Consider the following 15,224-nt stretch of genomic DNA (forward strand, 5'->3'; position numbering starts at 1 on the left):
AGGGCCGGTTGGATGAATGACCTTTGGTGTGAAACTTCATGACGTCACCGCTGCTTCCACAAGAACAGTCAGCGACTCTCCCGATGGGTGGAGACGTCTCTGACTCTGTGCCTTCCCACGTTGCGATTATCATGGATGGCAATAACCGGTGGGCAAAAGCGCGAGGTTTGACAGGGTCGCGTGGCCACCGTGCCGGCGTCGAGGCAGTCCGCAATGTCATTCGGCGTGCCGCTGAACGCCAGGTGGGTACCCTTAGCCTGTTTGCCTTTTCCAGCGAAAACTGGAAACGCCCCGCAGCTGAGGTGAATGCCTTGATGGAGCTTTTTTTGATGGCACTCAAACGTGAAGTCAAAAAACTTCATGAGCGCGATATCCGCCTGACAATTCTTGGTGAGCGTCAGGGGTTTTCGCATGCCATTCAAAAACATATCCAGCGCGCTGAAGACATGACAGCCGACAACAAAGGCATGCATCTGGTGATCGCTGCCAATTATGGTGGTCAATGGGATATCACCTGTGCCGCACGTCAACTGGCTCAGCAAGTGGCTGATGGTAAAATCGTGCCTGAAGAGATTGACGAAGCACGTATGAACGAAACGATGGGCATACACCAGGTGCCGCCGGTTGACCTGTGTATTCGCACCAGCGGAGAACAGCGCTTATCCAATTTCATGCTTTGGCAGCTGGCCTATGCGGAACTCTATTTTTCGCCGCTGCTGTGGCCTGATTTCGATGCCGAGGCATTTGATCAGGCGCTGCAAGCCTTTGGTCAGCGGCAGCGGCGTTTCGGGATGACAGATCAACAGATAGAGGCCCAGGGTGCTTAAGCAACGAATTATCACTGCCGCTTGGCTGGCGCCCCTGGTCCTGGCCGGGCTGTTTGGCCTGGAAGGTCAATACTATGCCTTGTTCACGGCCTTTATTGTGCTGCTGGCCACCTGGGAGTGGAGTAACCTGGCGGGGATTACCTCTTCCCTGGGGCGTGCTGTGACCGTTGTTGGCATGATGGTGCTGATGCTGCTGTTATGGTACTTCGATGGTGAAAGTGCGGCCTGGCTTCTGTGGTTGAGTGCCCTTGGCTGGCTAATCAATCTTTATTGGGTGACGCACTATCCGGAAAAGGCCTGTCAGTGGCAGTCTTCATCACGACGTTTGGCCATGGGGCTATGGGTTTTGCTGCCCTGTTGGGTGGGGTTCAATGTGCTGGGTGAGACGGGCGGTATCTGGCTACTTTATGTGTTGCTGCTGGCCTGGATGGCTGACATTGGTGCCTATTTTGCAGGGCGTACCTGGGGACAGCGAAAGCTCGCTCCTCGCGTCAGCCCCGGGAAAACCTGGGAGGGTGTTGCTGGTGGGTTGGTGGCAACGCTCATTCTGGCGCTGGTTTTCGGCGTCTGGCAGCAGTTGGGCGTCATTGGTGGTGGCGTGTTGTTACTGGTAACCGTCGTGGTTACGTTGGCCTCTGTGCTGGGAGACCTGCTGGAGAGCATGCTTAAGCGCTATCGCCAGATCAAGGACTCAAGCCAGTTGCTGCCGGGTCACGGCGGCATTCTTGACCGGATTGACAGCCTGACCGCAGCGGTTCCGTTGTTTGCGCTGTTTTACTCCTGGGTGCCAGGCTTATGAGGGCACCGCAACGTGTCACCGTGCTGGGCGCTACGGGGTCTATCGGCACCAGTACTCTGGATGTTATTGCCCGTCATCCCGAGCGCTACCGTGTTTACGCGTTAACCGCTCACACATCGCGTGAAAAACTGCTTTCCCAATGTCTTGTTCATCGACCTGACGTGGCCGTGCTGGATGCCGAACAGGATGCTCAGTGGTTGCGTCAGGAATTGGCGGCTGCGGGCATCACAACTCAGGTAGAAGCAGGCGCACAGGCACACAGCAGCGTTGCGTCAGACCCTTGCGTGGATATTGTCATGGCTGCCATTGTTGGGGCAGCGGGTTTGTTGCCAGCACTAGCGGCTGCGCAAAGCGGTAAGCGTGTACTGCTGGCCAACAAAGAAGCTTTGGTCATGAGCGGTGCGCTGTTCATGCAAGCGGTAGAGCACTCGGGTGCCACACTTTTGCCAATTGATTCCGAACATAATGCTATTTTCCAGTGTCTACCTACTCAACATCGCGGTGGATTAGCCAGACACGGTATCTCTCAACTGCTGTTAACAGCGTCCGGTGGGCCTTTTCGTGACTGGAGTCTTGACGCTCTGGCAACGGTAACGCCTGATCAGGCATGTGCGCATCCCAACTGGTCGATGGGACGCAAGATTTCAGTGGATAGTGCCACCCTGATGAACAAGGGGCTGGAGCTGATAGAAGCCTGTTGGTTATTTGACGCCTCGCCAGATCAGGTGTGTGTTGTCGTTCACCCCCAGAGTGTTATTCATTCGATGGTGGCCTATCACGATGGCTCGGTGATTGCGCAACTGGGCAACCCGGATATGCGCACCCCCATTGCCTATGGGCTTGCCTGGCCGGAACGTATTGACGCAGGTGTTGAGACGCTGGATCTTTTCCAGGTGGCGCGGCTGGATTTTGAACCACCCGACGAGCAGCGTTTTCCCTGTCTGCGCCTGGCGCGTGAAGCCATGCAGGCAGGAGGGACGGCGCCGGCCATTCTGAACGCAGCCAATGAAGTGGCTGTCGAAGCGTTTCTTGCGGAACGCTTGAGTTTTGGCAAGATCAGCAATGTCGTGGCATCTGTGCTTGATCAGCAATCCTTGTCGGCAGCCGATTGCGTCGAGACAGTGCTGGATGCCGATCGTCAAGCGCGTCAATTGGCACAGCAGTACATCGCTCAAAGGTCCCGTTAACAAACGGGATGAGGAGAAATACGTGGGCCTGATTCAAAACATACTGGCAGTGATTGTCGTCCTGGGTTTGTTGGTGACGTTTCATGAGTTTGGCCATTTTTGGGTAGCTCGTCGCTGCGGCGTTAAGGTGCTGCGTTTCTCTGTCGGCTTTGGTAAGCCTTTCTGGTCTCGTGTGGATCGCCATGGCACTGAATTCGCTGTGGCAGCCATACCGCTGGGTGGTTACGTCAAGATGCTTGACGAACGTGAAGGCCCTGTGCCGGATGATGAGCTGGATCAGGCGTTCAATCGCAAAAGTGTCTGGCAGCGAATTGCGATCGTTGCTGCTGGGCCGTTGGCGAATTTTCTATTAGCGATTGTGGCTTACTGGGCAATCTTTGTTGCGGGAACCACAACAGTGGCGCCTCTGGTGGGAGATGTAACGCCTTCCTCACCTGCCGCAGAGGCTGGACTGGAACGCGGCGATGAGATTGTGGCGATCCAGAACGAACCTGTACGCGCGTGGGATGAGATCAATCTTAAACTGGTGGCAATGATTGGTCATGATGGGGTGCTGGAAATTGAAGCGCGCCCGACAGCATCCAGCAGCCCGCGAACGTATGCCCTGCAGGTCGACGATTTTCTGGTTCGCCAGAATCCGCCCCAGCCGTTTGAAACCTTGGGCTTTACCCCCTGGCGTCCGCAGATGCCTGCGCTTATCGGTCAGGTTCTTGCGGGTGAAGCGGCTGACCAGGCGGGTTTGCAGGTTGGTGATAAAGTGATATCGGTGAATGACCGCCCGGTGGATGATTGGATGGCGTTCGTCAGTGTTATCAGATCCAGCGCAGGGGAAACGCTTTCGCTGGTGGTTGAGCGTGATGGTCGTCAACAGACGTTAACACTGACGCCAGGACGTAATGTTCAGGCGGAAGGCGGCGAAGCCATCGGCTATATCGGTGCAGGCGCTGAACCTGTTAGCTGGCCGGAAGATATGCGCCGGGAAATCCGCTATGGCCCGCTGGAAGCGGTTGGGCAAGCGGTCGCCAAAACGGGTGAAATGTCGCTACTGACCGTAGACGCAATACGCAAGATGTTGGTGGGGTTGATCTCCCCCTCGAATCTGTCAGGCCCGATCACGATTGCTCAGATTTCCGGCGATTCAGCACGGGCAGGGTTGGAAGCGTTTATTGGCTTTATGGCCTACTTGTCGATTAGTCTTGCAGTATTAAACCTGTTACCGATCCCGGTGCTTGATGGTGGGCATCTGTTCTATTATCTGATTGAAGTGGTCCGAGGGCGGCCTGTTTCCGAAAAAACGCAGGCGATCGGGCTTCGTATCGGCATTACAATGGTCGGTACATTAATGATCATGGCGCTCTATTTTGACCTCATGCGCCTGTGGTAATAACGTGTGCAGGGAGCAAGTCAACTTGTCATCTCCCTGCACAAATGTATAAGGTGCCTGTCTGGAAAAAACAAAGGCAGACCAACGCGAGTGAACTGACTGCATGAAAATCAAAACACTAGGGATGGCGGCCTTACTGCTAGCCGCGGCCAGCAGTGCCAAAGCACAATCTTTTGACGTTTCCGACATTCGTGTAGAGGGACTACAGCGCGTGTCTGCTGCTTCGGTCTTCAATGCTTTCCCTGTCAATGCAAGCGATACCGTAAATGAACAGACGCTGGCCGACGCGGCACGGCGATTGTTTGAAACCGGTCTGTTTGATGACGTTTCCCTGGCGCGTGAAGGCGATGTGCTGGTCATTCAGGTAGTGGAACGTCCCACTATTGCCCGTCTGAATATTGAAGGTAACGAACAGATTACCGACGCTGATCTGCGCCGTGGCCTGAAAGAAGCCGGGTTGTCGGAAGGTCAGGTCCTGCAGTTGTCGACGCTTGAAGAGATTCAGCGTGAACTTGAGGGCGTTTATCAGGCTCAGGGGCGTTATAGCTCACGCATCGATACAACCGTCAATCAGATTGACGAAGGCCGCGTTCAGGTTGATATCAATATTCGTGAAGGCGAAATTGCCAGAATCCACCAAATCAATATTGTCGGCAATGAAGCGTTTGATGATGAGACGCTACTGAATCAGTTCGAGCTTGAAGATAAGCCCGGGTTCTTTTTTGGCCTCTTTTCGGATGACAAATACTCACGTGAAGCCCTGGCTGGCGATATTGAACGGCTTCGTTCCTATTACCTGGATCGTGGCTATGTGAATTTTGAAGTCACGTCGACCCAGGTATCGATCGGGCCGGAAAAAAACAGGATATTCGTTACCCTCAACGTCAACGAAGGACGTCAATATCGGGTTGGTCAGGTCAGTTTTGGCGGTGAGTTACAGATTGCTGAATCCGAAGCGCGCTCGTTACTGCAGATTGAACAGGGCGAAATTTTCTCGCGTCAGGATCTCAACGCCTCGACGGAAGCCATTCGTCAGCGCCTTGGTGCGGAAGGGTTTGCCTTTGCCGAAGTGCAGGGGTTGCCGCAACTGGACGACGATGGTGAGTCGGTCAACCTAATGATTAGCGTCACGCCCGGCCAGCGGACTTACGTACGGCGTATTGAGTTTGTGGGTAATACCACCACTCAGGATGAAGTGCTGCGTCGTGAAATGACCCAGATGGAAGGAGCGCCAGCGTCAACGGATGCCATTGCTCAATCAAGACTGCGCCTTGAACGTCTGGGCTTTTTTAGTCAGGTAGAAGTGGATACCCGCCGGGTCGCCGGTGAGCCTGATCAGCTGGACGTCACCTATAAAGTGGAAGAGCAGCCATCGGGTTCGGTATCTGCCAGCGTTGGTTTTTCGCAGAGTGCGGGCGTCATTTATGGTGCGTCATTGGCCCAGAGCAATTTTCTGGGAACGGGTAACCGCGTCAATATAGGCGCGCAGCGCAGTGACACCTTCACCAGCGTTAACTTCGGCTTTACCGACCCGTACTGGACAATGGATGGCATCTCGCGTGGTTATAACCTGTTTTATCGTGAGACCGATTACGAAGACTCTGATATCTCTACCTATTCCACGGATGCTTACGGTGCCGGTATCAACTTTGGCTATCCGATCAGCGAGCTGTCTCGGATAAACTTCGGTGCCAGCCTGGAAGATCTTACCATCAAGACCTACCGTGACACGGCTCAGGAAATTACTCAGTACGTCAATGATGTCGGCGATAATGCCCAGAGCCTGAAACTCACGGGTAGCTGGACGCGTAATAACCTGAACCGTGGCATCATGCCAACAGCAGGTAACTATCAGCGTATTTCCGTCGAGACGGCCGCCCCCGGTAGCGATGCCAGCTACTATAAGGCGCGGGCAAGAGCCCAGAAGCTATTCCCGATCGATGATGATGATCAATGGTCGCTTAAATTCACCGGTAATCTGGGCTATGCGGATACCCTGGGTGGTAACGACCCTTATCCCTTCTACGAGAACTTCTATGCGGGTGGTCTGGGCTCAGTGCGTGGCTTCACTGCCAACACCTTGGGGCAGCGCACGACTCCGCAGCCTGGTAGCTCGCGAAGCGGCACGCTGGGTGGTAACGTTCTGGTAGAAGGAACGGCTGAGGTTATTTTTCCGTTGCCGTTTATCGAAGATCAGAATTCCTTTCAGACGTCTGTGTTTTATGACGTAGGTAACACCTTTCTGAGTGAATGCTATGCAATCGAGTCCGGTTCCTCAAGCTGCTCGTCCGGGGTCGATCTTAATGAGTTACGCTCCAGTGTCGGCCTTGGTTTTTCATGGTTGACCCCTGTTGGCCCGTTGACCTTCAGCTTTGCTGAAGCGGTGGATAAGCAGGCCGGTGATGATACTCAGTTCTTCCAGTTCTCACTGGGACAGTCGTTTTAAAATTAGCTAATAAGTTCATGGAACGAGTCAAGCGCGACCGTGTCGCTAAATGTAAATCGAGTCATTGCATGCAGCGATGCACTCAACCGACGCACTTATCTACAAGGAGTTACTACCATGCGTAAAATGATCGCTATTCTGGGCGTTTCCGCCGCTATGATTCTGCCTGCTCAGGCTGCTGTTGCGGCTGAAGTTGCCGTTCTGGACTGGCGGGCTGCCCTGATGAATACCCAGGCAGCGCAGGCGTCTCTCAGCCAGCTGGAAAATCAGGTGGGTGCCAAGCAGAATGAAGCTCAAAGCCTGGGCAATGAGTTACAGTCACTGCAGCAGCGCTTGCAGGCAGAAGGTGAGAGCATGTCGCAATCCCAGCGTGAGTCGCTGATTGGTGAGCTGCAGCAGAAAGGCAGTCGCTTCCAGCAGCTGCGTCAGGAAATTCTGCAGGCGCAGCAGAGTTCTGAACAGGCTTTCCTGCAGCAGGCTGAGCCGAAGCTTGAGCAGGCTGTAGACCAGGTGATTGAGCGTAATGGCATCGATATTCTGGTTGAGCCACAAGGCGTTCTGCACTCATCCATGGATCTGCCGAACCTGACCAATGAAGTGACCGAAATATTCAACACGCTGAACTAAACGACTAACGATCGCAGGTGCGGCTTGACCACACCGCCAGTACACCGGGTTTTTATGACGCACCCAAAAGATTCAATGACTCTGGCAGATATCGCACGCCATCTTGATATCTCTTTCACGGGAGACGGTGGCGTGGAGGTTAAGGGGCTGGCAACCTTAAAGGATGCCATGCCTAACCAGATAGCCTTTCTGGCTAATCGCGCCTACCTGAAAGATCTGGCATCGACTCAGGCTGCAGCTGTGCTGTTGCACCCGGAGTATGCTGAACATTGCCCTGTTGCGCGTCTGGAAATTGCCAACCCCTATGTCGGGTATGCCAAGCTATCACAGCTGTTTGATCCACTGGCTGCGCGTCATCAGCCGGGTGTTCATCCAACAGCGGTGGTAGCGGAAAACGTGACGCTGGGGCAGGGCGTCGATATTCAGGCCAATGCGGTCGTTGAGTCTGGCGCTGTACTTGATGATCATGTCGTCATTGGCCCCGGAAGCGTGGTCGGCGCGGATACCCGTTTAGGGGAACACACTCGACTGCATGCCAATGTGACCGTGTACCATGGTGTGGTGATTGGTAAGCGCGTCATTCTACACAGTGGGTGCGTGATTGGCGCCGATGGTTTTGGTTTCGCTCATGACAGTGCCGGGTGGCACAAAATTGCCCAGCTTGGTGGTGTCGTGTTGGGGGACGATGTTGAGGTCGGCAGTTGTTCCAGTATTGATCGCGGAGCACTGGGTGATACCGTGATTGGTTATGATGTCAAGATTGACAGTCAGGTCCAGATTGCTCACAACGTACAGATTGGTGACCACAGCGCTCTGGCAGGATGCGTGGGTATCGCCGGTTCAACTCGGGTAGGCAAACATTGCATGCTAGGCGGCGGTGTGGGTCTTTCCGGACATCTAACCTTGTGTGATGGTGTTCAGATAACAGGTATGAGCCTGGTCACCAATTCGATTCACGAACCGGGGGTTTATTCATCGGGTACCGGCTCGATGGCCAATCATCAGTGGCGTAAAAACGCTGTGCGTTTTAAACAGCTTGATGAAATTGCCAAACGTCTGGCAAGGCTGGAAAAAAACGGCAACGCTAGAAAATAGTGGACGCCTGACTGCATATTGAAAGGTTGAGGCTTTCCTTTTGCAGGTTATAATCCTCAGCCTTTTTCCAGTGGCAGCGCTGGACGCACCTGAGTATACGCTCAGGGTTTCTGTTATTTAGAGGTCGCTACGATGGTCATGGATATTAACGAGATTCGCGAGTACTTACCCCACCGTTATCCTTTTTTACTGGTGGATCGGGTAACTCAGTTAACCAAAGGCGAGTCCATCGTTGCGTACAAGAATGTCAGCATCAATGAACCGTTTTTTAATGGACATTTCCCCCACCATCCCATTATGCCGGGGGTGTTAGTCATAGAAGCACTGGCACAGGTGTGTGGTATTCTGGGCTTTAAAACGGTTAATAAACTACCCGCGGATGGCTATGTTTATTATCTGGTAGGAAGCGATAAGGTACGTTTCAAACGCCCTGTGATGCCTGGCGATAAACTGGGGCTTGAAGCCAACGTGATTCGTGGTAAGCGCGGTATCTGGAAGTTTGCCTGCCGTGCGACGGTTGACGGAGAGCTTGCCTGTGAGGCGGAAATCATTTGTGCCGAGAGGAAGGTGGCTTGATTCATCCTACTGCTCTGGTTGATCCAGCGGCCCGGCTGGCAGACGACGTTGAGGTTGGTCCATTCAGCGTGATTGGTCCCAACGTAACGATTGGCGCTGGCTCTGTGATTGGCCCTCATGTCGTGATTAAAGGGCCCACAGTGCTGGGTGAACGAACGCGTATCTTTCAGTTTGCTTCTGTTGGTGAAGACTGCCAGGACAAAAAATACGCCGGTGAACCCACTCGCCTGGTGATGGGCGATGATAATGTCATTCGAGAAGGGGTGACATTGCATCGCGGTACCGTACAGGATCGTGAAGAAACCACAATCGGCTCCCGCAACCTGTTTATGGCCTATGTGCATGTCGGGCATGACTGTGTCATTGGCAATGACTGTATCCTGGCAAACCAGGTAACACTGGCAGGTCACGTTATCCTTGGAAATCATGCCATTTTGGGTGGCCTGGCTGCGGTGCATCAGTTCTGCCACTTTGGCGATCACGCCATGGCTGGCGGCGGCTCGATTATTACCAAAGATACGCCCGCTTATATCATGATCAACGGGAACCCTGCCGAAGCCCGTGGCCTGAATCTGGTGGGTCTGAAACGTCGAGGATTCAGCCGTGAAGCGCTTAGTGCTCTGTCTGATGCCTACAAGCTGGTCTACCGTCAGGGGCTCACTACCGAGCAGGCACTGACGGCCATGCGTGAGCGTTACCAACTGCCTGAAGTCGAACATTTTGCTGCCTCTATCGAGCGCTCCGCGCGAGGCATCGTGCGTTAGCCTCGGCTAGACAGGGAGCAAAGCAATGACAATCAAGCGCGTTTATCTGGTGGCCGGTGAGCTCTCTGGCGATATTCTGGGGGCTGGCCTGATCCGCGAATTACAGGCCCGTCATCCATCTATTGAATTTCGTGGTATCGGCGGCCCGCGCATGGTGGGGCTTGGCATGGAAAGCCGCTTCCCACTTGAAACCCTCTCTGTGATGGGAATTGTCGAAGTACTCAAACATCTTCCCGAATTGCTGAAAGTCCGCCGTGAGCTGTGCAGTGATGCGCTTGCCTGGAAGCCGGACATCATGATCGGCATTGATGCACCCGATTTCAATCTTGGGCTTGAGCGCAAACTGCGTGATGCCGGCGTGACCACCGCCCATTACGTTAGCCCTTCGGTATGGGCCTGGCGGCAGGGGCGGGTCAAAAATATCGCCCGTGCCGTAGACGGCATGTTGACTTTGCTACCCTTTGAAGCCGACTTCTATCGACAGCATCAGGTCCCGGTGAGTTTTGTCGGGCACCCACTGGCGGATGAAATGCCGTTGGTTACCGATCGCGAGGAAGCCCGCCGCTCCCTGAAACTGTCCTCGGATAAGCCCGTGCTGGCCTTGCTGCCTGGCTCGCGAGCCAACGAAATCCGTTTTATGGGGGCAACGTTTCTGACAGCGGTGGAGCGTGTCTGTAAGCGCTTTACCGACCTGCAGGTGATAATCCCTGCTGCCAGCGCCCAGCGTTCGCAGGAAATAACCGCATTGTTGGAAGACTTCCCAGCATTACAGGGTCGCGTTTTGGTGGTTCTGGAACAGGCGAGGGAAGCCATGGTGGCCAGCGATGTGGTGCTGTTGACCTCAGGTACCGCCGCATTGGAAGCGATGCTATGTCATCGGCCCATGCTGGTGGCATATAAAATGGCGCCTGCCACCCACTGGCTAGCGAAGCATCTGGTCAAAACGCAATGGATTTCACTACCTAACCTGATTGCTCAGGAAGGGATCGTCCCGGAGCTGATACAGGATGCCGCCACGCCCGACGCGATTGCTGAGCAGCTGGAGCAGTTGTTGGGAAATGCCGCCGCACGACATGCACTGGAGGTGCGTTTTGCTGACATGCACCAGAAGCTGCAGCGCAATGCCAGCCAGCGTGCGGCGGATGCGATTGAAACCCTCGTCGCGGGCGAGTCGCTTCCTGAGGTGAAGACTCATGGCTGAAACATCAAGACGCGCCGTGCGCAAGACGCCCGTAGAGTGGCCGCCGATTGATATTCCCTACCAGGGCCGTTTTCTGGCCGGTGTGGATGAAGTCGGGCGCGGCCCTTTGGTGGGGAGCGTGGTTGCGGCGGCAGTGATTCTGGATCCGGCGCGTCCCATTGCAGGGCTCACCGACTCCAAAAAGCTGACAGCGAAAAAACGTGACGCCCTGACTCTTCAGATTCGTGAACAGGCGTTAGCTTTTGCCGTGGCTGAGGCCAGTGCTGCCGAGGTAGACCAGCTGAATATCTACCACGCGACGCATCTGGCCATGCGGCGTGCGATTGACGGTCTTCAGCCAGCTGCCGAATATCTGCTGGTCGATGGTAACCGTCTGCCAGGGCATGCGTTGCCGGGGCAGGCCGTAGTCAAAGGTGATGCCCGTCATACGTCGATCGCAGCGGCCTCGATTCTGGCCAAAGTGACTCGGGATGCGCAAATGCTGGCCTTGCACGAGCGTTTTCCCATGTACGGTTTCGATCGCCACAAGGGCTATCCGACTCAGGCACATCTGGCCGCGCTGGAATCCCACGGCCCATTAGCACAGCATCGCCGTAGCTTTGCGCCGGTTCAGCGGCAGCTGGCGCTTTTATAGCAGCGGTTAATCGCAACATGAGCAAGCCACCCTTTGCTCAGTCACCCTTATTGCAGATACGAGAATGTCATGACGGTTCCGTTTGTCCATTTGCGACTTCATAGCGAATATTCTCTGGTCGATGGGCTGGTAAAGCTCAAACCTTTGGTCACGACCACAGCGGCGCGGGAAATGCCCGCGCTGGCGCTGACGGATGAGGCGAACCTGTTTGGTCTGGTCAAGTTCTATACAGCAGCCCAAGGGGCTGGGCTGAAACCGATTATTGGCAGTGATCTGTGGCTGCATAACCCGCATGACGAGGCCCATCCTTACCGGTTAACGCTATTGGCAATGAATGCCACCGGCTATCTGAATCTCACCGAGTTGATTTCCAAGGGGTGGACGCATGGCCAGCGTCAGGGCCGGGCCATTCTCGATAAACGCTGGGTGCTGGAACAGAGCGAGGGCCTGATTGCGCTATCCGGCGGGCGAGACGGTGAAATTGGCCGCCACCTGCTGGCCGATCATTACACGGATGCCCAGGCGCTGCTGGCCGAATGGCAAGCAGCGTTTCCCGAACGCTTTTATCTTGAGCTGGTGCGGACGGGCCGCCAGCTGGAGGAAGCCTGCGTTCACGAAAGTGTCCGCCTGGCGATCGATACCGGTACGCCGGTGGTTGCCACCAACGATGTGCGCTTTCTTGAACGTGAAGATTTCTGGGCGCACGAGACGCGTGTCGCCATCGGCGAAGGCAAAGCGCTGGATGACCCACGCCGTGAGCGCAAGTATTCCGAAGAGCAGTACCTGAAAAGCCCGCAAGAAATGGCGGAACTGTTCGCCGATATTCCCGAAGCGCTGGAAAACAGCGTCATGATTGCCAAGCGCTGCAGCGTCGATGTGCGGCTGGGCGAGATATTCCTGCCCGAATATGAAATTCCTGACGGCATGACCCAGGATGAGTTCTTCCGCAAGGTCTCTCATGATGGCCTGACCGAGCGTCTGGATTTTCTGTTTCCCGTGGCCGAGTACCCACGCGACAGCGAGGCCTATCAGGCCATTGATCAGCGCTACCGGGAACGTCTCGATTTCGAGCTGAACATCATTATTCAGATGGGGTTCCCAGGCTACTTTCTGATCGTCATGGACTTCATCCAGTGGGCCAAGGATAACAAGGTCCCGGTTGGGCCGGGGCGTGGTTCAGGTGCTGGCTCACTGGTGGCCTATGCCCAGAAGATCACCGACCTTGACCCGATTGGCTATGACCTGCTGTTCGAGCGCTTTCTGAACCCTGAACGTGTGTCGATGCCCGATTTCGATGTGGATTTCTGCATGGAAAAGCGCGATAAGGTCATCGATTATGTGGCTGACCGCTACGGGCGTGATGCGGTATCGCAGATTGTCACCTTCGGCACCATGGCCGCCAAAGCGGTGGTTCGCGACGTGGCCCGCGCCCAGGGTCGGCCTTATTCCCTCGGTGATAAACTCTCCAAACTGATTCCCTTTGAAGTCGGTATGACGCTTTCCAAGGCGATTGAGCAGGAAAGTGCTCTGAAAGAGTTTATTGATGCCGACGAAGATGCCGCTGAAATCTGGGAAATGGCTCTCAAGCTCGAAGGCACCACGCGAGGAACCGGCAAGCACGCCGGTGGCGTCGTGATCGCGCCGACCAAACTGACCGATTTCGCCCCGCTGTTGTGCGACGAAGACGGCTCCGGCCTGATGGTTCAGTTCGACAAAAACGACATTGAAGAAGCCGGGCTGGTCAAATTCGACTTTCTTGGTCTGCGTACCCTGACGATTATCGACTGGGCGCTGGAAATGGTCGATAAGGTGCGCGCGGTCAACCATCAGGCCCCCTTGAATATCGATGCCATTCCGCTGGATGACAAACCAACGTTTGAGATGCTCAAACGCGCCGAGACAACGGCGGTTTTCCAGCTGGAATCACGCGGCATGAAGGAGCTGATCAAGCGCCTGCTGCCGGACTCCCTGGACGACATGATCGCGCTGGTGGCCCTGTTCCGCCCTGGGCCGCTGCAGTCTGGCATGGTCGATGACTTCATCAACCGTAAACACGGCCGCGCGGAAGTTTCCTACCCGCACCCGGACTACCAGCACGAGCTGCTGAAACCGGTACTCAGCCCAACCTACGGCATTATCCTGTACCAGGAACAGGTCATGCAGATCGCTCAGGTCATGGCGGGGTACACCCTGGGCCAGGCGGATATGCTGCGTCGTGCCATGGGTAAGAAAAAGCCCGAAGAAATGGCCAAACAGCGCGCCGGCTTCATGGAGGGTTGCGCCGAAAATGGCATCGACAAAGACCTGGCCGGTAATATCTTTGATCTGGTAGAAAAGTTTGCCGGTTATGGTTTCAACAAATCCCACTCGGCAGCTTACGCGCTGGTGTCCTACCAGACGGCCTGGCTGAAAGCGCATTACCCAGGGCCCTTCATGGCGGCGGTGATGTCCACTGAAATGGACAACCTCGATAAGGTCGTGCCACTGATTGAGGAATGTCGCCACCTCAAACTGACCGTCACGCCCCCTGATGTTAACGTGGGTGGTTACAAATTTACCGTGGATGAACAAGGCCGCGTGGTTTACGGCCTCGGCGCAATTCGCGGCGTAGGGGAAGGGCCGATCGGTGCCATTGTGACCGCCCGAGAGGCAGAAGGGCCGTTCAAGGATATGTTCGATTTCTGCCGCCGGATCGATCCCAAACGCATGAACAAGCGCACGCTGGAAGCCTTGATTCGTTCTGGGGCGCTGGATAATCTTGGGCCTAATCGCGCCGTACTGGCGGCCGCGGTGGAAGACGCGCTGAAGGCGGCGGCACAGAATCACACCAATCAGAATCTGGGAATGCTGGATATGTTTGGTGATGCCTTTGAAGCCGCAGAAGACAACGATGTCTACGCAGAATATCGTCAGGTACGCGAGTGGACCGATCGCGAGCGCCTGGCGGGTGAAAAAGAGACGTTAGGACTTTATCTGACGGGGCACCCGATTGATGAGTATGAGCGTGAGCTGAAACGTTTTGTTTCCACGCGTATCGTTGATCTTTCGCCTTCGCGGGAGCCCCAGAGGGTGGCTGGCCTGGTCGTGGGCGTGCGGACGATGAAATCCAAACGTGGCGATACCATGGCGTTTTTGACGCTGGATGACCGCACAGGCCGCATAGAAGCATCCCTGTTTGGTGAGCTTTATGATCAGGTACGCGGTCAGATTGAGTCAGATGAAGTGTTGATCGTGGAAGGCGAAGTTGCCAACGATGATTTCTCTGGCGGTCTCAAGCTACGTGTCAAAGATGTCACCCCAATGGTGACGGCTCGCGTACGTTATGGCGAATCGATAGATGTTGCGCTGAATGCAGAGCAGGTTAACGGACGTCTGGTGGAAACGCTGCGTCACAGCCTGTCGCCTTATTGTGATAAACAGGGCCTGCCAGTACGTCTGCATTATCGTCATCCTGAGGCCAGCGTCTGGCTGGAGCTCGACGAAAACTGGTGCGTGGCGCCCAGCGATGACCTGTTATTGGCACTCAAAGATGTGCAGGGGCAGGTCGGGGTGCAGCTGCGTTACCGCTAATGTGAAGACGCTGAACAGTTTGTGAGACAGTTTGTAATACAGTTTTTGAGATAGCTGTTGAGACAGTTTGCGTGACAAGATCAAGGTGCGATAATGCGCCATAAATGAAAACAT

12 protein-coding genes are annotated in these 15,224 nt (G+C 55.0%); all 12 read left to right on the forward strand.

Annotated elements, in window-relative coordinates; genetic code table 11:
• The first annotated feature begins 38 nt into the window (after positions 1-38).
• The 12 genes from uppS (at position 39) to dnaE (ending at position 15,110) form a co-directional block, all read left to right on the forward strand.
• Positions 39-827 carry a polyprenyl diphosphate synthase gene (gene uppS, locus ACU6TU_RS03640; protein ID WP_447143227.1) on the forward strand — a complete coding sequence of 263 codons (789 nt, stop codon included), beginning with the start codon at positions 39-41 and terminating at the stop codon, positions 825-827.
• Positions 820-1,626, forward strand: coding sequence for a phosphatidate cytidylyltransferase (locus ACU6TU_RS03645; RefSeq protein WP_447143228.1), 807 nt, complete (start codon positions 820-822; stop codon positions 1,624-1,626). The genes uppS and ACU6TU_RS03645 overlap by 8 nt, the downstream gene beginning before the upstream one ends.
• Positions 1,623-2,813, forward strand: a complete 1,191-nt coding sequence (gene ispC / locus ACU6TU_RS03650) for a 1-deoxy-D-xylulose-5-phosphate reductoisomerase (protein ID WP_447143229.1) — start codon at positions 1,623-1,625, stop codon at positions 2,811-2,813. The genes ACU6TU_RS03645 and ispC overlap by 4 nt, the downstream gene beginning before the upstream one ends.
• Before the next feature lie 22 nt (positions 2,814-2,835).
• Positions 2,836-4,197, forward strand: a complete 1,362-nt coding sequence (rseP, locus tag ACU6TU_RS03655; protein ID WP_447143230.1) for an RIP metalloprotease RseP — start codon at positions 2,836-2,838, stop codon at positions 4,195-4,197.
• 103 nt (positions 4,198-4,300) lie between these two features.
• The gene (gene bamA / locus ACU6TU_RS03660; protein WP_447143231.1) at positions 4,301-6,643 is read left to right on the forward strand and encodes an outer membrane protein assembly factor BamA; all 2,343 of its coding nucleotides are present in this window, start codon (positions 4,301-4,303) and stop codon (positions 6,641-6,643) included.
• A gap of 117 nt (positions 6,644-6,760) precedes the next feature.
• Entirely contained in the window at positions 6,761-7,270 is a 510-nt protein-coding gene (locus ACU6TU_RS03665; RefSeq protein ID WP_447143232.1) for an OmpH family outer membrane protein, read from the forward strand.
• A gap of 54 nt (positions 7,271-7,324) precedes the next feature.
• The gene (lpxD, locus tag ACU6TU_RS03670; protein ID WP_447143233.1) at positions 7,325-8,365 is read left to right on the forward strand and encodes a UDP-3-O-(3-hydroxymyristoyl)glucosamine N-acyltransferase; all 1,041 of its coding nucleotides are present in this window, start codon (positions 7,325-7,327) and stop codon (positions 8,363-8,365) included.
• 132 nt (positions 8,366-8,497) lie between these two features.
• Positions 8,498-8,941 (forward strand): 3-hydroxyacyl-ACP dehydratase FabZ, encoded by a 444-nt coding sequence (gene fabZ, locus ACU6TU_RS03675; protein WP_447143234.1) that lies wholly within the window; start codon positions 8,498-8,500, stop codon positions 8,939-8,941.
• Positions 8,938-9,705, forward strand: coding sequence for an acyl-ACP--UDP-N-acetylglucosamine O-acyltransferase (lpxA, locus tag ACU6TU_RS03680; RefSeq protein ID WP_447143235.1), 768 nt, complete (start codon positions 8,938-8,940; stop codon positions 9,703-9,705). The genes fabZ and lpxA overlap by 4 nt, the downstream gene beginning before the upstream one ends.
• Before the next feature lie 25 nt (positions 9,706-9,730).
• Entirely contained in the window at positions 9,731-10,906 is a 1,176-nt protein-coding gene (gene lpxB / locus ACU6TU_RS03685) for a lipid-A-disaccharide synthase (protein WP_447143236.1), read from the forward strand.
• Positions 10,899-11,540 carry a ribonuclease HII gene (gene rnhB / locus ACU6TU_RS03690; protein ID WP_447143237.1) on the forward strand — a complete coding sequence of 214 codons (642 nt, stop codon included), beginning with the start codon at positions 10,899-10,901 and terminating at the stop codon, positions 11,538-11,540. The genes lpxB and rnhB overlap by 8 nt, the downstream gene beginning before the upstream one ends.
• A 69-nt stretch (positions 11,541-11,609) precedes the next feature.
• Complete coding sequence (dnaE, locus tag ACU6TU_RS03695) at positions 11,610-15,110, forward strand: DNA polymerase III subunit alpha (protein ID WP_447143238.1); 3,501 nt, start codon at positions 11,610-11,612, stop codon at positions 15,108-15,110.
• Positions 15,111-15,224 lie beyond the last annotated feature (114 nt).

The sequence above is a fragment of the Halomonas sp. LS-001 genome (assembly GCF_052983955.1).